The following is a 16,434-nucleotide window of genomic DNA, read 5'->3' on the forward strand; positions in this document are numbered from 1 at the left end:
AGATCAGACCTGGGCGCCGTTGTGCGGATCCGCGCCGGGCGGCGGCCCCTGGCGCACCCGCAGCAGGAGCAGGGCGATCGCGGTCGCGAGGGCGAGGATCCCGAGCGGCGTGCCGAGCCGGGTGCCCATGCCGATCAGGGTGGGCGCGATCAGCAGCAGCAGGCCGAGCAGGAAGAACAACAGGACGATGAACGCACCCTTGCGCGGACGCGGCAGGGGCGGCGGCTCGGGCGGCACGAAATGGCCCTCGTCGTCGCCCGGCCCGGCCGGGTCGTCCTCGAAGAGGGTCTTGTCCCAGCTGGTGCCGCCGCCGCGCCAGCCCGGTTCGGGTTCGGCGTCCGACGGCTCGGGCCGGGGAGTCTTCTCGGCGGGCTTCTCCGCCGGTTTCCCCGGGTCGTCGTCCGGGAACAGGCCGACACCCTCCGCACGGAGGTCGGCCACGATCTCGGCGAACGTCGCGTCGACGTCCTCCGGCCCGTCCTTGCCTCTGCTCATCCGGCGTCCACCTGTCCCGCCCGGCGCACGGACCGGGCGAAGTCCACCGTACGCGTGAAGATCAGGCCCGCGTCGTGGTCCTGGGTGGCGACGTGGAAGCTGTTCTCCAGCACCACCTCGGTCACGTCGTCGCTGCCGATCCCGTCCAGGATCACCCGGGAGTTGACCGGCTCCACGATGTGGTCGACGGCCGAGTGGAGCAGCAGCACCGGCTGGGTCACCTTGCGCAGATCCGCGCGGGTGAGTTTCCACAGCTTCGCCAGGCTCGCCGCGGCGCGCACGGGCGTCCGCGAGTAGGCCAGCTCGGACTCGCCGGGCTTCGCGATGTCGTTGGCCACGCCCGGGACCGAGGGCAGGATCCGCGACAGGACGGGCAGGAGCTTGGCGTCCCAGCGCAGTGTCATGACCGACGGGTTCACCAGGACGATGCCGGCGATCCGGTCGCCGAACTCCTCGGCCAGCCGCAGCGTCAGCGTCCCGCCCATCGACATCCCGGCGACGAACACCGTCTCGCAGGTCGCGAAGAGTGCCAGCAGCTCTTCGCGGACCGCGCCGTACCAGTCCTCCCAGCCTGTCCGGTTCATGTCCTGCCACCGGGTCCCGTGCCCGGGGAGCAGCGGGCAGCGCACCGTGTAACCGGCTTCGGCCAGATGGTCGCCCCACGGCCGCATACTCGCGGGAGTGCCGGTGAATCCGTGGCACAGCAGGAACCCTGCTTCGGTTGAACCGGTGTGAGCGAACGGTTCCGCGCCGGCGAGGACGGCCATGCGATCGCCTTCCGTGAGAGCTGGGTAGGTCTACTATGTTCGCACGACCGGAGCGGCTTGTGGGGCCCCGCTCTCACTTCGAAAATCGGGCCGGATCGGGTGTGAGATCCGTCGCTGGGTGCGGGTAACCGGGTGGACTTCGTTGTGCCTGGGGTGCGCGATTCGTAGTCTTGACCATCGGGCGCAGGGGTTGAGCTGCTAGGAGGAGTTTTCGCAGTGCTGTACTGGCTCATGAAACACGTGTTTATCGGGCCACTGCTCAAGGCGCTGTGGCCCACCAAAGTCGTCGGCGCGGAGAACATCCCCGACGACGGCGGCGCGATCCTCGCGGGCAACCACCTCGCGGTGGCCGACTCCTTCTTCATGCCGCTGCGCGTCAAGCGCAAGGTGACCTTCCCGGCCAAATCGGAGTACTTCACCGAAAAGGGCTTCAAGGGCCTGCTGAAGAAGTGGTTCTTCACCGGCGTCGGCCAGTTCCCGATCGACCGCTCCGGCGGGAACGCCGCGCAGGCCGCGCTCGACACCGCGACCCGGCTGGTCCGCGAAGGTCACCTCCTCGGCATCTACCCCGAAGGCACCCGGTCCCCGGACGGCCGCCTGTACAAGGGCAAGACCGGCGTCGCGCGGATCGCGCTCGAATCCGGCGGCGTCGTGGTCCCGGTCGCCATGATCGGCACCGACAAGGTCAACCCGATCGGCTCGAAGATGTGGTGGCCGCGCCGCCTCGAGATCCGCTTCGGCAAGCCGCTCGACTTCTCGCGCTACGAGGGCCTCGCCGGCGACCGCTTCATCGAGCGGTCCATCACCGACGAGATCATGTACGCGCTCATGGAGCTCTCCGGCCAGGAGTACGTGGACATCTACGCCGCCAAGGCGAAGGAACTGCTCGCCGCCGAGGAGGCGGGAGTCCGGCCCAAGGTGCCCGCGCAGGCCTCCGCCCAGGACGTGGCCCGTATCCCGGACACCAAGGTCGGCTGAGGCCCCACTAGGGTTCTCCGGTGCGCTTTTTCTACGACACCGAATTCATTGAGGACGGCGTGACCATCGATCTGGTGTCGATCGGTGTCGTGGACGAAAGAGGCCGCGAGTTCTACGCGGTCTCGACCGATTTCGATCCCGGCAAGGCCGGCCCCTGGGTCCGCGACAACGTGCTCCCGAAACTCCCGTCGCCCGCCGACCCGGCGTGGCGCAGCCGCGAGAAGATCCGCACGGACCTGCTCGAGTTCTTCGGCAAACCGCCCGGCGGGATCGAACTGTGGGCCTGGTTCGCCGCCTACGACCACGTCGCGCTGGCACAGCTGTGGGGGCCGATGCCCGCGCTGCCGCGCCAGCTGCCGCGCTTCACCCGTGACCTGCGGCAACGCTGGGAGGACGCGGGCAAGCCGAAGCTGCCGTCGGCCCCGGACGACCAGCACGACGCGCTGGCGGACGCGCGGCACAACTATCAGCGGTGGCAGATCATCGAGTCCTACTGGCACCGGTAGGCGCTTGAGCGCGTGAAGGCCCCCTTCCCTCGGCTGAGCCGAGGGAAGGGGGCCTTCACGCGGGGCCGTCGTGGCTGGTGGGGCAGGAGTTGCCGGGCCCGGCCGTGAAGGACTCCTTGAGGGAGCCAGAGTCCCTCAAGGAGTCCTTCACGACCACCGCTTCCCTGCGCTCAGGGGCCAGTCAAGCCGGGTTCGCGCGTTCAGACCGAGCGCCGGACCACACTGGTCCCGCGGAAGGTAGGAATGAGTCCTTCACCAGGACATCGGCCTGACGATCCTGCGGTGAAGGGCGCCATCCCCGCGTGCCACGCGGCGAAAGCTCCCTTCGCAACACGAGACGCGAGCCCCTCCACCCCGAGTGCCGTGCAATAACGGTCCTTTCCTTGCGAAATTTGCGAGGAAAGGACCGTTCCTAGCGTTCGAGAGGGGCACTCAGCGGCGTGAGTCGACAGCCTCGGCGAGGGTGTCCAGCAGCTCCGCCGTCGTCTCCCACCCGAGGCAGGCGTCCGTGATCGACTGCCCGTACGTCAGCGAAGCGGCAGACCCCAGCGTCAGGTCCTGGCGCCCCTCCACCAGGAAGCTTTCCAGCATCAGCCCCGCGATGCCCCGCTCACCGGCCCCGATCCGCCCGGCGAGCTCGCGCACGACCGAAGCCTGCCGCACGTGGTCCTTCGCGCTGTTGCCGTGGCTCGCGTCGATGATCACGCGTTCCGGCAGTCCTGACTTCGCCAGCCGCGCCAGCGTGTCGGCCACCGTCGCGGGGTCGTAGTTCGGCCCGGCGGAGCTGCCGCGGAGAATCACGTGGCAGTCCTCGTTGCCCGCCGTGGTGATCAAAGCGGCGAGGCCATCGGGGTTGATCCCGGCGAAGACGTGGCTCGCGCCGGCCGCGCGGGTGGCGTCGACGGCGACCTGGACGTCGCCCTCGGTCGAGTTCTTGATCCCGACCGGCATCGACAGCGCGCTGCACAGCTGCCGGTGCACCTGGCTCGCCGCGGTCCGCGCGCCGATGGAACCCCAGGTCACGGTGTCGGAGATGAACTGCGGGGTGATCGGGTCGAGGAATTCGCAGCCCACCGGCAGGCCGAGCGCGGAGATGTCGAGCAGCAGTTTGCGCGCCATCCGGAGGCCCTGGTTGACCTCGTAGGTGCCGTCGAGACCGGGGTCGTTGATGAGGCCCTTCCAGCCGAGCGTGGTCCGCGGCTTCTCGAAGTAGACGCGCATGACGATGTGCAGGTCGCGGCGGTGTTCTTCGGCTTTCGCGGCGAGACGGCGGGCGTAGTCGAGCGCGGCGTCCGCGTCGTGCACCGAGCAGGGCCCGACGACGACGAGGAGCCGGTCGTCCCGGCCGTCGAGGATGTCGACGGCCGAGGCCCGCCCGGCTAGGACGGTATCGGCGATTTCCGCCGTCATCGGATGTTCGTGCCGCAGCATCGCGGGCGACAGCAGCGGGCTGATGGCCGCCGTGCGGTGCCCGTCGAGGGCGATCAGGGTGTCAGCGGAGGGAGACATCGCGGGTCTGGTTCCTTTCGAAAGGGATACCGACCCGCGGGAACTCGCCGAGCCGGTGGGAAATCCGGCTCGGGGTGGAGGTCAGCGCAGGTTCACGCCGCCGTGCCCACCCGGGGCCGGCTTCGTAAACCAGAAATAGCGCTGCACGGGGCCAAGCTAGCACATCCGCCGCGCGTACCGATTCCCGAGGTGGTCCGCCCTGCACCGATCCAGAGAACTGCCGCTACGCTGGCGTCGGGACATGTGACTGTCATCTCTACGGAACACAAGACGGAGGCTTCTGATGCGTGTCGGTGTGCTGACCGGCGGTGGGGACTGCCCGGGGCTCAACGCGGTGATCCGCGGTGTGGTGCGCAAGGGCATCGAGGTGCACGGCTGGGACATCGTCGGGTTCCGCAACGGCTGGAACGGTCCCCTCACCGGGGACAGCCGCCCGCTCGGCCTGAACGACGTCGAGGACATCCTGACCCGCGGCGGCACGATCCTGCGCTCGTCGCGGACCAACCCGTACAAGGTCGACGGCGGCGTCGACAAGATCAAGGCCGTGCTCGCCGAGCAGCAGGTCGACGCGCTGATCGCGATCGGCGGCGAGGACACCCTCGGCGTCGCGAAGCGGCTCACGGACGACGGCGTCGGCGTCGTCGGGGTGCCCAAGACGATCGACAACGACCTCGGCGCCACCGACTACACGTTCGGCTTCGACACGGCCGTCTCGATCGCCACCGAGGCCATCGACCGGTTGCACACCACGGCCGAGTCGCACCACCGCGCGCTGGTCGTCGAGGTCATGGGGCGGCACGCGGGCTGGATCGCGCTGCACTCGGGCCTCGCCGGCGGTGCGAGCGTGATCCTGGTGCCGGAGCGGCACTTCAGTGTCGACCAGGTCGTCTCGTGGGTCGAGCGCCGCTTCGAGAAGGAGTACGCGCCGATCATCGTGGTCGCCGAGGGCGCGCTGCCCGAGGGCGGCGAGGAGAAGCTGCTGACCGGGGAGAAGGACGCCTTCGGGCACGTCCGGCTCGGCGGTATCGGCACCTGGCTGGCCGACGAGATCGCCGCCCGCACCGGCAAGGAGTCGCGTGCCGTCGTGCTCGGGCACGTCCAGCGCGGCGGCACCCCGACGGCGTACGACCGCGTGCTCGCCACCCGGTTCGGCCTCAACGCCGTCGACGCCGTGGCCGACGGCGACTTCGGCGTGATGGTGGCGTTGCGCGGCACCGACATCGTCCGCGTCAAGCTCGCCGAGGCGACCGCCGAACTGAAGACCGTCCCGGTCGAACGGTACGAAGAGGCCGAGGTCTTCTTCGGCTGAGCCCCGTTTCAGGAGAAGGCCCCTTACATCGTGCTGACCTCGGGTAAGGGGCCTTCGCTTTTCTTGCGGTCCCGCCGTCGCGGCGAGTTGAATCGTCCACCTGGGGGATCAGGGGTGGAAGGGCGGCGGTGCGCATGGGGTCCAGCAGGCGCGAGTTCCTGAGGTGGCTGGCCGCGGGCGGGACCGGGGTGGCGCTCGCCGGGTTGCTGCCCGGTACGGCCGCCGCGGAAACGGGCGCGATCGTCGTCATCACCCACGTCACGCTGATCGACGGCACGGGTTCGGCGCCCCGGCGTGACGTCTCGGTCGTGCTCGTCGGCGACCGGATCGCCTGGGTCGGCTCCGGCCCGGTCCCGGCGACCGGCGGCGCGCGGGTGATCGACGGCCGCGGCAAGTACCTCATCCCGGGACTGTGGGACATGCACACCCACGGCGCGGATCTCGAGGAGATCGTCCCGCCGCTGCATCTCGCGCACGGCGTCACGGGTGTCCGCGAGATGTGGGGGTACGCGGAAAACCGTGCCACGAAGGCCAAGATCGAACGCGGGGAGCTGCTCGGCCCGCGTGTCGTGCTGGCGAGCGGGATCGTCGACGGGCCGGTCACGCTCCTGGGGCCGCCGGTGCTCCAGGTGTCGACGGAGGCCGAAGCGCGGGCAGCCGTCCGTGCCGAGAAGGCCGCGGGCGCGGACCTTGTCAAGACCTACTCCTACCTCGCGCCCGAGGCCGTGCGCGCGATCGCGGACGAGGTCCGCGCCCAGGGCCTGCGGTTCTCCGGGCATTGGCCGTACAAGCTGTCGCACCTCGAGGCGAGCGACCTCGGGCAGCACAGCCTGGAGCATTTCTTCGGGGTGTCCATCCACTGCTCGTCCCGGCGTGACGAGATCCTCGCCAGGCTGAAGGCGACGCCCTACGACCCCGCGGCGCCGCGGGACTTCTTCAACCTGGCCCGGCGGCTGGAGTTCGAGTCGGTCACCACGTACGACCGCGGAGCGGCGCGGGCCTACTTCGAGCGGCTGCGGCGCAACGGCACCTGGCACTCGCCGACGCTGACGATCAACCGGGTCGTCACGCAGCCCGCCGAGACCCACCAACGGGACCCGCGGCTGAAGTACGTCCCCGTGGACGTGCGTGAGAGCTGGGCCGTCGGCATCGAACGCTTCGCGCCGAAGACCCCGGCGGACATCGCCCTCCAGGAGCGGTACTACCGGGAGACGCTGCGGCTGGTCGGCGTCGCGCACGAGGCTGGTGTCGGGCTCATTGGCGGCACCGACTGCCTCAATCCGTACACCTTCCCCGGCAGCGGGCTGCACGAGGAGCTCGCGTCCCTGGTCGAGGCCGGGCTCTCGCCGGTGCGGGCGCTGAAGACCGTCACGGCCGACGCGGCGAGGTTCCTCGGCCGGGAAGGGACGTCGGGCACGGTCGCGGTGGGGAAGGAGGCGGACCTCGTGCTGCTGGACGCGGACCCGGCCGCGGACATCCGCAATGTCGCGAAGATCGACACGGTGATCACCCGCGGCCGCGTGCTCGACAGGGCGGAGCGGCGGCGGATGCTCGACGCCGTCGAGGCCGCCGCGAACCGGCCGGTGACGGCGAACGCCCGGCTCCGCTCCCTCGCGCGCCGCGGTTGCTGCTAGACGCGGGCGAAGGTGTCCAAAAGGGACACGGCGCGGGCGATGTCGTCGGTCAGCGGCCGGTCTTCGACGCTCGGGTCGAGCACGGCCGCGGCGGTCTCGTAGGCGTCGCGCGCGGGCAGGGAGACGAGTTCGGCCTTGCGCATCCGCAGCGCCCGGACGGCCGCGACCAGTTCGCACGCCAGCACCTGCTGGTACGCCGCCCCGGCCGCGGTCGCCGCCCGCGCGGCCTGGGTGGAGAAGCTCGCGTGGTCCTCGATCCCGCGTGAGACGACGGCCGTGCCCAGCGTCGCCGGGAGCGCGGCCTGCCGCAGTTCGGTGAGCGCGTCGTGCGCGACGTACTCCAGGATCATCACGCCCGAGCTGCCCGACGGCCCGGCCGCCAGGAACGGCCGCAGCCCGGTGAACTCCGGTTCCACCAGATCACCCAGCCGGGCCACCGACAGCTCGGCGACCTGATGGACGGTGGCGCGCACCTGGTCGAGCGCGGTCGAGACGTACGCGGTGTGGAAATGCGCGTGGTGATAGGCGTCCTGGTGCACCGTCGAGATCATCGGGTTCTCGGTGCTGGCGTTGATCTCCACCGCGAGGACGTCGCGCAGGTAGTGGATCGCGTCCAGCGCGGGTCCCTGCACCTGCGGGAAGGCGCGGAGCCCGAACGGGTCCTGGATCCGCCTGCCGGGTTTGGGCGTGCCCTCCATCCCGAGCAGCCGTCGCATCTCCGCCGCGCACGCGACCTGCCCGGCGTGCGGACGCGCCTCGTGCACGGGGGTCGCGTACGCCTCCGGATTCCCGTCGAGCGCGATGTAGGTCAGTGCCGCGACGACGTGACTCGCCCGCGTCAGCGTGTCGAGCCGCATCGCCGCGAGGGTCGCCTCGGCCAGCGTCGCGGCGTTGCTGCTCATGAACGCGAGCGCGTCACCCGCCTGCACCGGCACCGGGGGCACCCCGCCGGTCAGCCACGGCCGTTCGCCGGTGAGGGCGAGCGCGGTCTCCGCGAGCGGCGCGAGGTCGCCGGTGCCGATCGCGCCGAGCCGGTGCACGAGCGGCAGCGCCCCCGTCCGCACCGCGTCGGCGAGCGCCCCGATCAGCACGGGACTGAGCCCGGCGCGCCCGGCCAGCAGCTGGTTGAGCCGGATGAGCATCATCGCCCGGGTCTGGCCGGGGGACATGACGTCGCCGCTGCCGCCCGCGTGACTGCGCAGCAGCCGCAGCCCGTGATCCGGCGACTCGCCTTCGCCGACCGGGTCCTCCTTGTTGGCGCCGACGCCGGTGGTGCGGCCGTAGACGATCCTGCGCGTGCTCAGTTCTTCGGCGAGCTTCCACGCGCTTTCCGCGCCGCGCAGCGCGGCGATCGAAACGTCGATGCCCAGTGGGCCCTCGGTGCTCGCGGCGGTCACGACGTCCGCGCAGCGCAGGGTCCGGCCGTCCACCCGGATCACGGCGGCCTCCTTTCACGACCGCCCCACTATGCCGCCTCAGTCCGACGGCGGCTGCCACGGCGGGCGGTTGCCCCAGCCCCACTTCGGCATCGGCTCGGGAACGGTGACCTCGCGGCCGGGCTGGGAGAACATCACCGCGAGCCTGCTGCCCCATTCGACGTACGCGGCGAACGCGGAGCGGAATTCGGGATCGGCCGGGAGCCCGGCCTCGTCGGCGGCGTCGAAGAGCAGGTTCACCCAGCGGCGGCGCTGCTCCTCGGTGATGGCCCGGCCCAGATGCCGTCCGACCATGTGCCGGTGCCCGCCGTGTTCGCCGCTGTAGGTCTCCGGCCCGCCGAACACCTCGGCCAGCCAGACCGCCACGTGCTCGGGATGGCCGGGGTCCATGTGGCGGAAGACCGGCTCCAGCAACGGGTCCTTCAGCACGTGGCCGTAGAAGACGGTGGTCAGCCTGCGCAGGGCGTCCAGCCCGCCGGCCCATTCGTACAACGTCGGTGTCCCGGTCACGTAAGGTTCTCCCAGCGGCGACGATCTCCCGGTCCGGCAAAGGCAACCACCCCGGATCGCCGGGGACAACCGCTTACTTTCCGGTTCGTGCCAAGGGGGAGCGGTGATGAAGCGGTATCACTGTGCGGTCGAGCTCGCCGTCGACGTCATCGGCGGCAAATGGAAGCCGGTGATCCTGGCGCATCTCAAGGAGGGCGTGCACCGCTATGGCGAACTCCGGCGGCGGATGCCGGGCGTCAGCGAGAAGATGCTGACCCAGCACCTGCGCGAGCTGGAGGCGGACGGCCTTGTGCTCCGGGAGCGCCGCGAGGGCCGGGTGCCGCACGTCGAGTACCGGCTGAGCGAGGAGGGTGAGCTGTTACGCCCCGCACTCCAGGCGCTTTACGACTGGGGGACACGGCGGGCGGCCGACCGCGGCATCGCGTTCGAGCCGTTACCTATTCACTGACTGTCGTCGTCGAGATGCCGTTCGAGCGCGTCGATCCGGCCTTCCCAGAACCGGCGGTACGGCGCGAGCCAGGCGTCGACCTCCGCGAGCGGTTCCGGGCGGAGCCGGTAGCAGCGGCGCTGGGCTGCGACGCGGACGGTGACCAGACCGGCCTCGCGTAGGACACGCAGGTGCTTCGATACGGCCGGTTGGCTCAATTCGAGCACCTCGACCAGCTCGTTGACCGATTTCTCGCCGCCGCGCAAGAGGTCGAGGATGGTCCTCCGCCGCGGTTCGGCGAGGATCTCGAAGGTCTGCATCATCCGGGAAATGTGCCCCGTGCGGCATATTTCCGTCAAGGAATGTTCGAAAATGTCCATCCGAAAGTCTTGGTCTGAACCATTGACGGAGTGGTCTAGTCCACTTAGCTTGTGCGTGTCCCGCCGCAGTCCTCTCGTCACCCCTGGTGACCGTGAAGGGAGAACGCATGCCCCGTTCGAAAAGGCTCACCGCGATCCTGGGTGCCGCGGCCGTCGCGCTCGGCGCGCTGGCCGTCGCCGCGCCGGCGCAGCAGGCCTCGGCCGCACCGGAAACGCCGGACGCCTCGGTCGGCAAGGTACTCGGGTACTTCGCCGAATGGGGCGTCTACCAGCGGAACTACCATGTGAAGAACATCGACACGTCGGGTTCGGCGAGCAAGCTGACGCATATCAACTACTCGTTCGGCAACGTGACGAACGGTGGCTGCGCGATCGGTGACGCCGAGGCGGCGACCAGCAAGTTCTACGACGCCGCGGGCAGTGTGGACGGCGTCGCCGACAGCTGGGACACCGGCGCGCTGCGCGGGAACTTCAACCAGCTGAAGAAGCTCAAGGCCAAGTACCCGAACCTCAAGGTGTTGTGGTCGTTCGGCGGCTGGACCTGGTCCGGCGGGTTCGGCGAGGCCGCCAAGAACCCCGCCAAGTTCGCGGAGTCCTGCTACAACCTCGTCAACGACCCGCGCTGGGCCGGTGTCTTCGACGGTATCGACATCGACTGGGAGTACCCGAACGCCTGCGGTCTCTCCTGTGACACCAGTGGCCCGGCCGCGATCAAGAACCTCGCGCAGGCCCTGCGGGAGAAGTTCGGCTCGAAGCTGGTCACCGCCGCGATCACGGCGGACGGCACCGACGGCGGCAAGATCGACGCCGCGGACTACGGCGGCGCGGCGCAGTACTTCGACTGGTACAACGTCATGACCTACGACTACTTCGGTGCCTGGGCCGCGCAGGGCCCGACGGCCCCGCATTCGCCGCTGACCGGCTACGAGGGCATCCCGACCGCCGGCTTCCACTCCGACGCCGCGATCCAGAAGCTCAAGGCCAAGGGTGTCCCGGCGAACAAGCTGCTGCTGGGCATCGGCTTCTACGGCCGCGGCTGGACCGGCGTCACCCAGGAGGCCCCGGGCGGCACCGCGACCGGTCCGGCGGCGGGCACCGAGCCGGGCATCCAGGACTACAAGGTCCTGAAGACCACCTGCCCGGCCACTGGCACCGTGGCGGGCACCGCGTACGCCAAATGCGGCAACGACTGGTGGAGCTACGACACCCCGGCGACCATCGGCGGCAAGGTCACCTACGCCAAGAACCAGGGGCTCGGCGGCGCCTTCTTCTGGGAGCTGTCCGGTGACACGGCCGACGGCGAACTGATCACCGCCCTGGCCAAGTAGCGCCGAAGTACGTGAAGGCCCCCTTTCTCACGCCTGGTGTCCTGCGCCGGAAGTTCGTGTCGTTCTCTGGGACTCGGGTGGATGAAGGGGACTTTCACCGCATGTGACGCGGGTAAAGCGTCCTTCCCCCGCGTGAGGTGAGGGGGTCGTGAGTGCTAATGAGGGTTAGAACCCTCATTAGCACTCACGACCCCTCGCAAACCAGGCAAAGCTCTCGAATCAGGTGCCGTCGGCCGGAGGTCGTGGGGCCTTCAGGGACTTGTCGGTGGCGAGGATTACGGTCATCCCATGGGTTTCGAGGGTTTCGGCGAGTACGCCATCGACTTCTACGACGGTCTCGAGGCGGACAACTCCAAGTCCTACTGGGACGCGAACCTCGCCACCTACAAGGCCGACGTCCGCGCGCCGATGGAGGCGCTGCTCGCCGAACTCGTCCCGGAGTTCGGCGACGGCTTCGGCGAGGGCAAGGTCTTCCGCCCGTACCGCGACGTCCGGTTCGCCAAGGACAAGACGCCGTACAAGACCCACTGCGGCGCGGTGATCGAGCAGGGCCGCGGCGGCGGCGCGTACTACGTCGAGGTCGGCCCGGCCGGGCTGCGCGTCGGCGGCGGCTGCTTCCACTTCGAGTCCGATCAGCTCGCCCGTTTCCGCAAGGCCGTCGACACGGAACTGCGGGGCGCCGAGCTCGCCAAGATCCTCGCGAAGCTGGAGAAGGCGGGCTGGGAGGTCAAGGGGGACAGGCTCAAGTCGAAGCCGCGCGGCTTCGCGGAGGACCATCCCCGCATCGAACTGCTGAAGTACCGCTCCGTATACGCGGTCCGCGGCTGGGAGCCGGACGACGTCCTCCATGAACGCGGCGCCCTCGACCGGGTGCGCAAGGCGTGGCGGCAGGTCCGCGCGTTCAACGAATGGGCGCGGGATCGCGTCGGGCCGAGCGAGAAGCCGCGCCGATAACCACCGAACCGGGTTCGGCGGTTGCCTCGTCGCCCAGGTCAACTGACACTTTTCTTGAACTTTCGGTATCGGTACAGACGTAGCCACGATGAGGGACTACGCTGTGCGAACGTGAGCCGACGCGCGAAGATCGTTTGTACCCTGGGCCCCGCGACCGCTACGCCGGAGAAGATGCGGCAACTCGTCGACGCCGGGATGGACGTCGCGAGGATGAACTTCAGCCACGGGACGCACAGCGACCACAAGCAGGTCTACGACCTCATCCGCACCGCCGCCGCCGAATCGGGCCGCGCGGTGGGCATCCTCGCCGACCTCCAGGGGCCGAAGATCCGTCTCGGCACCTTCGCGGGCGGGCCGGTCGAGTGGCACAACGGCGACATCGTGCGCATCACCGTCGAAGACGTGGCCGGTACGCACGACCGCGTCTCGACCACCTACAAGGGACTCGCCGACGACGCGAAGCCCGGCGACCGTCTCCTCGTGGACGACGGCAAGGTCGGCCTCGTGGTCAAGGAGGTCGACGGACCGGACGTCGTCTGCGAGGTCACCGAAGGCGGCCCCGTCAGCAACAACAAGGGCGTCTCCCTGCCGGGCATGGACGTCTCGGTGCCGGCGCTGTCCGAAAAGGACGTCGAAGACCTCGAGTTCGCGCTGGAACTCGGCGTGGACTTCATCGCGCTGTCGTTCGTCCGCTCGCCCGCCGACATCGACCTGGTCCACCAGGTGATGGACCGCGTCGGCAAGGGACGCCTCCCGGTGGTCGCGAAGATCGAGAAGCCCGAAGCGGTCTACAACCTCGAAGCCATCGTGCTCGCCTTCGACGCGGTGATGATCGCCCGCGGCGACCTCGGCGTCGAACTCCCGCTGGAGCAGGTCCCGCTGGTGCAGAAGCGCACCATCCAGATCGCCCGCGAGAACGCGAAGCCCGTCATCGTCGCGACGCAGATGCTCGAGTCGATGATCAACAGCTCCCGCCCGACCCGCGCCGAGGCCTCGGACGTCGCCAACGCGGTGCTCGACGGCGCGGACGCACTGATGCTCTCGGGTGAGACCAGCGTCGGCCGCTACGCCATCGACGTGGTCAAGACCATGGGCCGGATCATCGAAGCCGTCGAGACCGACTCGCCGGTCGTGCCGCCGCTGTCGCACGTCCCGCGCACCAAACGCGGCGTCATCTCCTACGCGGCCCGTGACATCGGTGAGCGCCTGAACGCCAAGGCCCTGGTCGCCTTCACCCAGTCCGGTGACACCGTCCGGCGGCTCGCGCGGCTGCACACGCGGCTGCCGCTGCTGGCGTTCACGCCGGAGGAGAGCGTCCGCAGCCAGCTCGCGATGACGTGGGGCACCACGACGCGGATCGTGCCGAAGGTGGGCTCGACCGACCAGATGATCCAGCAGGTCGACCACGCGATGCTCGAAATGGGCAAGTACGCCAAGGGTGACCTGGTGGTCATCGTGGCCGGTTCGCCGCCCGGGACCGTCGGGTCGACCAACCTCATCCGGGTGCACCGCCTGGGCGAGGACGACCACGCCTGACCGCGCCGCCCTGCCGACGCTATGAACGGTCCTTTCCTTGCAAATTTCGCAAGGAAAGGACCGTTCCTAGCGTCCCAGGTGTCCCGAAGGTGGCCTTCGCGACAAACGTCCCGCCTCACGGAGGCTCCGAGCACCCGCACGGCCTAAAGTTCAGGACATGACTGAGATGGCCAGGGAAGCCGCGGCCGGTTTCGACAACGCCGGCGGGGTGGGCGGACAGCCCGTGCTCGACCGGCTGGTCGCGCTGCTGGACTTGGAGAAGATCGAAGAGAACATCTTCCGCGGCGTCTCGCCCGCCCACTCGCCGGTGCGGGTGTTCGGCGGGCAGGTCGCGGGGCAGGCGCTGGTCGCCGCCGGCCGCACGGTCCCCGAGGAGCGGAAGGTCCACTCGCTGCACGCGTACTTCATCCGCGGCGGCGACCCGAGTGTCCCGATCGTCTACGAGGTCGACCGCATCCGCGACGGCCGCTCGTTCACCACCCGCCGCGTCGTGGGCATCCAGCACGGCAAGGCGATCTTCTCCCTGTCGGCCTCGTTCCAGAAGGACGAGGGCGGCATCGAGCATTCCGAGGCCATGCCGGACGTCCCGGCCCCCGACTCGCTGCCCACGCTGCAGGAACGCGCCGAGGGTTACTTCATGGGCCATCTCGACCGGCCGCGTCCGATCGACCTGCGGTACGTCAACGATCCGCCGTGGGTCACCCGGAAGACGGGCGACCGGCCCGCCAGGAACCAGGTCTGGATGCGGGCCGACGGCAAACTCCCGGACGAGCAGCTGCTGCACGTCTGCGTCCTGACCTACGCCTCCGACATGACGCTCCTGGACTCGGTCCTCGCGCGCCACGGCGTCTACTGGGATCTCGACAAGGTGCTCGGCGCGAGTCTCGACCACGCGCTCTGGTTCCACCGCCCGTTCCGGGCCGACGAGTGGTTCCTCTACGACAGCGCGTCGCCCACGGCGTCGGGTGCCCGCGGGCTGGCGACCGGCCGGTTCTTCGCCGCGGACGGAACGCATATCGCCACCGTCGTGCAGGAAGGTCTTCTCCGAGTCGTGTGACGTTCCGCAGTCGGGATCCGGCCTTGTCCACCCTTTAGAGGGAATGGCGAAACGCATTAACATCTGGAGCCAGAGCATTACGAATTAAAAGGGAGGGCCGGAACCGATCGGGGGACGGCTCCGGCCCTGCACCGGGGGTGAATCCGGCTTCGACGGGTATCCTTCGGAAAGCCCATCGGTGCAGCTCGCGGCCCCGCGCCCGTGCCGCGAGCGGATCCGCCGACGCCGGTGAGGGCGGGCGTACCGCGTTGCACAATGCTCAACCTACAACGGCAATCTGCAATTTGCAGGATGAAAATCGACGCATGGGTGAAAATGGTCGTGTGACCATCTCACCGAATGTGTCTCGGGCTGGTTAGATGTGCTTCGTGCGGGGTTGGGAGAACACTGTTCTCCTCGCCGTGTCCCGATCGGTGATGCTCGGACAGCTTGTGGAGGTGCCGTGATGACGAGGGGTCAAGGACCCACCGTGCGCCGCCGGCGGCTGGCGAGCGAACTGAGGCGGTTGCGCGAGGCGGCCGACCTCACCATCGACGAGGTGAGCGAGAAGCTCGAATGCTCGGCGTCGAAGGTCAGCCGGATCGAGACGGGGCACGTCGGCGTCACCCCGCGCGACGCGCGCGACATGCTGGAGCTCTACGGCATCGCCGGTGACGAGCAGGAGGCGCTCGTCCAGCTGGCCAGGGAAGCCCGCAAACGCGGCTGGTGGCATGCGTACAACGAGGTGTTCACCGGCACCTTCGTCGGTTTGGAGGCGGACGCCAGTTCGCTGCGGGCGTTCCAGGCGCTGCTGGTGCCGGGCCTGTTGCAGACCGAGCGCTACGCCAAGGCCGTGATCAGGGCGATGCGGCCCGACGCCGAGGACGCCGAGATCAGGCGCCGGGTGGCGGCGAGGATGGCGCGGCAGGAGCTGCTGACCGATCCTTCGCCCCCGGAGTACTGGGCCGTCATCGACGAGGCGGTCCTGCACCGCGTGGTCGACGGGCCCGAGGTGATGGCGGAACAGCTGTACCGGATGGTCACGATGGCGGCCCAGCCGAACGTCACCGTCCAGATCGTGCCGTTCGGCGCGGGTGCCCATCCCGGGATGGAGGGTCCGTTCCTCATCATGGGCTTCCCCGAACTGGCCGACACCGACGTGGTCTACGTCGACAGCACCTCCAGCGGGCTCTACCTGGAGGAACCCCCGGACGTCCGGCGATACGCGTTGATGTTCGACCATCTCCGTGCCGCCGCGTTGAAGCCGGACGACTCGGTCGAGGTGATCGCCGAGGCCGCCGGGAGGTTCGCCGAACAGGCGGCCCTTCCGGAGAAGTCCCTGGAAACAAGTAAGGAGTGGGGAGCATGACGCCCAACGATGACCTTTCCCAGGCCCGGTGGTTCAAGAGCAGCCACAGCGGTGGCGGCAACGACTGTGTCGAGGTCGCCTTCACCGGTGACGGTGCCGCGCTGAGGGACTCCAAGGACCCCGAGGGAGGTGCCTTCCGCCTCTCGCCGCAGGCTTGGCGCGGGCTGCTCGGCGCGGTGCGCGCGAGTGGCCCGGATCACGGCTAGCCACCCTCGAACTCGACCCCTTACGCCCCCCGAGCAGGGGATGGGCCGGCGTAA

At 69.3% G+C, this 16,434-nt stretch carries 17 protein-coding genes; 11 read left to right on the forward strand and 6 right to left on the reverse strand.

Annotation, left to right across the window (positions count from 1 at the left end):
- Window positions 1-3 precede the first annotated feature (3 nt).
- Complete coding sequence (locus AVR91_RS13245) at window positions 4-495, reverse strand: hypothetical protein (RefSeq protein ID WP_063275080.1); 492 nt, start codon at window positions 493-495, stop codon at window positions 4-6.
- Window positions 492-1,262 carry an alpha/beta hydrolase gene (locus AVR91_RS13250; protein WP_063275081.1) on the reverse strand — a complete coding sequence of 257 codons (771 nt, stop codon included), beginning with the start codon at window positions 1,260-1,262 and terminating at the stop codon, window positions 492-494. Before AVR91_RS13250 ends, AVR91_RS13245 begins: the two co-directional genes overlap by 4 nt.
- Before the next feature lie 216 nt (window positions 1,263-1,478).
- Between AVR91_RS13250 and AVR91_RS13255 the strand changes: the two genes are divergently transcribed.
- Both AVR91_RS13255 and AVR91_RS13260 read left to right on the forward strand, forming a co-directional pair.
- Window positions 1,479-2,240 carry a lysophospholipid acyltransferase family protein gene (locus tag AVR91_RS13255; RefSeq protein WP_063275082.1) on the forward strand — a complete coding sequence of 254 codons (762 nt, stop codon included), beginning with the start codon at window positions 1,479-1,481 and terminating at the stop codon, window positions 2,238-2,240.
- Window positions 2,241-2,260: 20 nt separating this feature from the next.
- On the forward strand, window positions 2,261-2,746 hold the full coding sequence (locus AVR91_RS13260; RefSeq protein ID WP_016332795.1) for a polyadenylate-specific 3'-exoribonuclease AS: 486 nt from the start codon (window positions 2,261-2,263) through the stop codon (window positions 2,744-2,746).
- A gap of 432 nt (window positions 2,747-3,178) precedes the next feature.
- Here AVR91_RS13260 and AVR91_RS13265 read toward each other — a convergent pair whose 3' ends face one another.
- Window positions 3,179-4,255 carry a 3-deoxy-7-phosphoheptulonate synthase gene (locus AVR91_RS13265; RefSeq protein ID WP_063275083.1) on the reverse strand — a complete coding sequence of 359 codons (1,077 nt, stop codon included), beginning with the start codon at window positions 4,253-4,255 and terminating at the stop codon, window positions 3,179-3,181.
- Between the two features lie 283 nt (window positions 4,256-4,538).
- On the opposite strand from AVR91_RS13265, the gene AVR91_RS13270 reads away from it, so the two are divergent.
- Both AVR91_RS13270 and AVR91_RS13275 read left to right on the forward strand, forming a co-directional pair.
- On the forward strand, window positions 4,539-5,564 hold the full coding sequence (locus tag AVR91_RS13270) for a 6-phosphofructokinase (RefSeq protein ID WP_063275084.1): 1,026 nt from the start codon (window positions 4,539-4,541) through the stop codon (window positions 5,562-5,564).
- Window positions 5,565-5,698: 134 nt separating this feature from the next.
- Entirely contained in the window at window positions 5,699-7,198 is a 1,500-nt protein-coding gene (locus tag AVR91_RS13275; RefSeq protein WP_083737529.1) for an amidohydrolase family protein, read from the forward strand.
- On the opposite strand, the gene AVR91_RS13280 is transcribed toward AVR91_RS13275, so the two are convergent.
- Window positions 7,195-8,637: an aromatic amino acid ammonia-lyase gene (locus AVR91_RS13280; protein WP_016332799.1), complete on the reverse strand. Its 1,443-nt coding sequence runs from the start codon at window positions 8,635-8,637 to the stop codon at window positions 7,195-7,197. The two genes, AVR91_RS13275 and AVR91_RS13280, sit on opposite strands and share 4 nt — an antisense overlap.
- 36 nt (window positions 8,638-8,673) lie before the next feature.
- Window positions 8,674-9,144, reverse strand: coding sequence for a group II truncated hemoglobin (locus tag AVR91_RS13285; RefSeq protein ID WP_063275086.1), 471 nt, complete (start codon window positions 9,142-9,144; stop codon window positions 8,674-8,676).
- Window positions 9,145-9,250: 106 nt separating this feature from the next.
- Between AVR91_RS13285 and AVR91_RS13290 the strand changes: the two genes are divergently transcribed.
- Entirely contained in the window at window positions 9,251-9,592 is a 342-nt protein-coding gene (locus AVR91_RS13290) for a winged helix-turn-helix transcriptional regulator (protein ID WP_063275087.1), read from the forward strand.
- On the opposite strand, the gene AVR91_RS13295 is transcribed toward AVR91_RS13290, so the two are convergent.
- The gene (locus tag AVR91_RS13295) at window positions 9,586-9,894 is read right to left on the reverse strand and encodes an ArsR/SmtB family transcription factor (protein ID WP_016332802.1); all 309 of its coding nucleotides are present in this window, start codon (window positions 9,892-9,894) and stop codon (window positions 9,586-9,588) included. The two genes, AVR91_RS13290 and AVR91_RS13295, sit on opposite strands and share 7 nt — an antisense overlap.
- A 164-nt stretch (window positions 9,895-10,058) precedes the next feature.
- On the opposite strand from AVR91_RS13295, the gene AVR91_RS13300 reads away from it, so the two are divergent.
- The 6 genes from AVR91_RS13300 (at window position 10,059) to AVR91_RS13325 (ending at window position 16,380) form a co-directional block, all read left to right on the forward strand.
- The gene (locus AVR91_RS13300; RefSeq protein WP_063275088.1) at window positions 10,059-11,279 is read left to right on the forward strand and encodes a glycoside hydrolase family 18 protein; all 1,221 of its coding nucleotides are present in this window, start codon (window positions 10,059-10,061) and stop codon (window positions 11,277-11,279) included.
- A 288-nt stretch (window positions 11,280-11,567) separates the two neighbouring features.
- Window positions 11,568-12,233 (forward strand): DUF2461 domain-containing protein, encoded by a 666-nt coding sequence (locus AVR91_RS13305; protein WP_038516139.1) that lies wholly within the window; start codon window positions 11,568-11,570, stop codon window positions 12,231-12,233.
- Between the two features lie 111 nt (window positions 12,234-12,344).
- On the forward strand, window positions 12,345-13,769 hold the full coding sequence (gene pyk / locus AVR91_RS13310) for a pyruvate kinase (protein WP_063275089.1): 1,425 nt from the start codon (window positions 12,345-12,347) through the stop codon (window positions 13,767-13,769).
- A 157-nt stretch (window positions 13,770-13,926) separates the two neighbouring features.
- Complete coding sequence (locus AVR91_RS13315) at window positions 13,927-14,826, forward strand: acyl-CoA thioesterase (protein ID WP_043848003.1); 900 nt, start codon at window positions 13,927-13,929, stop codon at window positions 14,824-14,826.
- Between the two features lie 445 nt (window positions 14,827-15,271).
- Window positions 15,272-16,174 carry a helix-turn-helix domain-containing protein gene (locus AVR91_RS13320; protein WP_063275090.1) on the forward strand — a complete coding sequence of 301 codons (903 nt, stop codon included), beginning with the start codon at window positions 15,272-15,274 and terminating at the stop codon, window positions 16,172-16,174.
- Entirely contained in the window at window positions 16,171-16,380 is a 210-nt protein-coding gene (locus AVR91_RS13325) for a DUF397 domain-containing protein (protein ID WP_016332808.1), read from the forward strand. The genes AVR91_RS13320 and AVR91_RS13325 overlap by 4 nt, the downstream gene beginning before the upstream one ends.
- Window positions 16,381-16,434 lie beyond the last annotated feature (54 nt).

Source organism: Amycolatopsis keratiniphila subsp. keratiniphila (assembly GCF_001620365.2).
In the GTDB taxonomy this organism is placed as follows: domain Bacteria; phylum Actinomycetota; class Actinomycetes; order Mycobacteriales; family Pseudonocardiaceae; genus Amycolatopsis; species Amycolatopsis keratiniphila.

Excerpts from the sequence above, each read along its gene's own strand:
- AVR91_RS13275 (WP_083737529.1), top strand. The coding sequence starts at position 5,699 with ATGGGGTCCAGCAGGCGCGAGTTCCTGAGGTGGCTGGCCGCGGGCGGG.
- AVR91_RS13265 (WP_063275083.1), bottom strand. The coding sequence starts at position 4,255 with ATGTCTCCCTCCGCTGACACCCTGATCGCCCTCGACGGGCACCGCACG.
- AVR91_RS13295 (WP_016332802.1), bottom strand. The coding sequence starts at position 9,894 with ATGATGCAGACCTTCGAGATCCTCGCCGAACCGCGGCGGAGGACCATC.
- AVR91_RS13300 (WP_063275088.1), top strand. The coding sequence starts at position 10,059 with ATGCCCCGTTCGAAAAGGCTCACCGCGATCCTGGGTGCCGCGGCCGTC.
- AVR91_RS13245 (WP_063275080.1), bottom strand. The coding sequence starts at position 495 with ATGAGCAGAGGCAAGGACGGGCCGGAGGACGTCGACGCGACGTTCGCC.
- AVR91_RS13270 (WP_063275084.1), top strand. The coding sequence starts at position 4,539 with ATGCGTGTCGGTGTGCTGACCGGCGGTGGGGACTGCCCGGGGCTCAAC.
- AVR91_RS13315 (WP_043848003.1), top strand. The coding sequence starts at position 13,927 with ATGACTGAGATGGCCAGGGAAGCCGCGGCCGGTTTCGACAACGCCGGC.
- AVR91_RS13305 (WP_038516139.1), top strand. The coding sequence starts at position 11,568 with ATGGGTTTCGAGGGTTTCGGCGAGTACGCCATCGACTTCTACGACGGT.
- AVR91_RS13325 (WP_016332808.1), top strand. The coding sequence starts at position 16,171 with ATGACGCCCAACGATGACCTTTCCCAGGCCCGGTGGTTCAAGAGCAGC.
- AVR91_RS13320 (WP_063275090.1), top strand. The coding sequence starts at position 15,272 with ATGACGAGGGGTCAAGGACCCACCGTGCGCCGCCGGCGGCTGGCGAGC.
- AVR91_RS13290 (WP_063275087.1), top strand. The coding sequence starts at position 9,251 with ATGAAGCGGTATCACTGTGCGGTCGAGCTCGCCGTCGACGTCATCGGC.
- AVR91_RS13250 (WP_063275081.1), bottom strand. The coding sequence starts at position 1,262 with ATGGCCGTCCTCGCCGGCGCGGAACCGTTCGCTCACACCGGTTCAACC.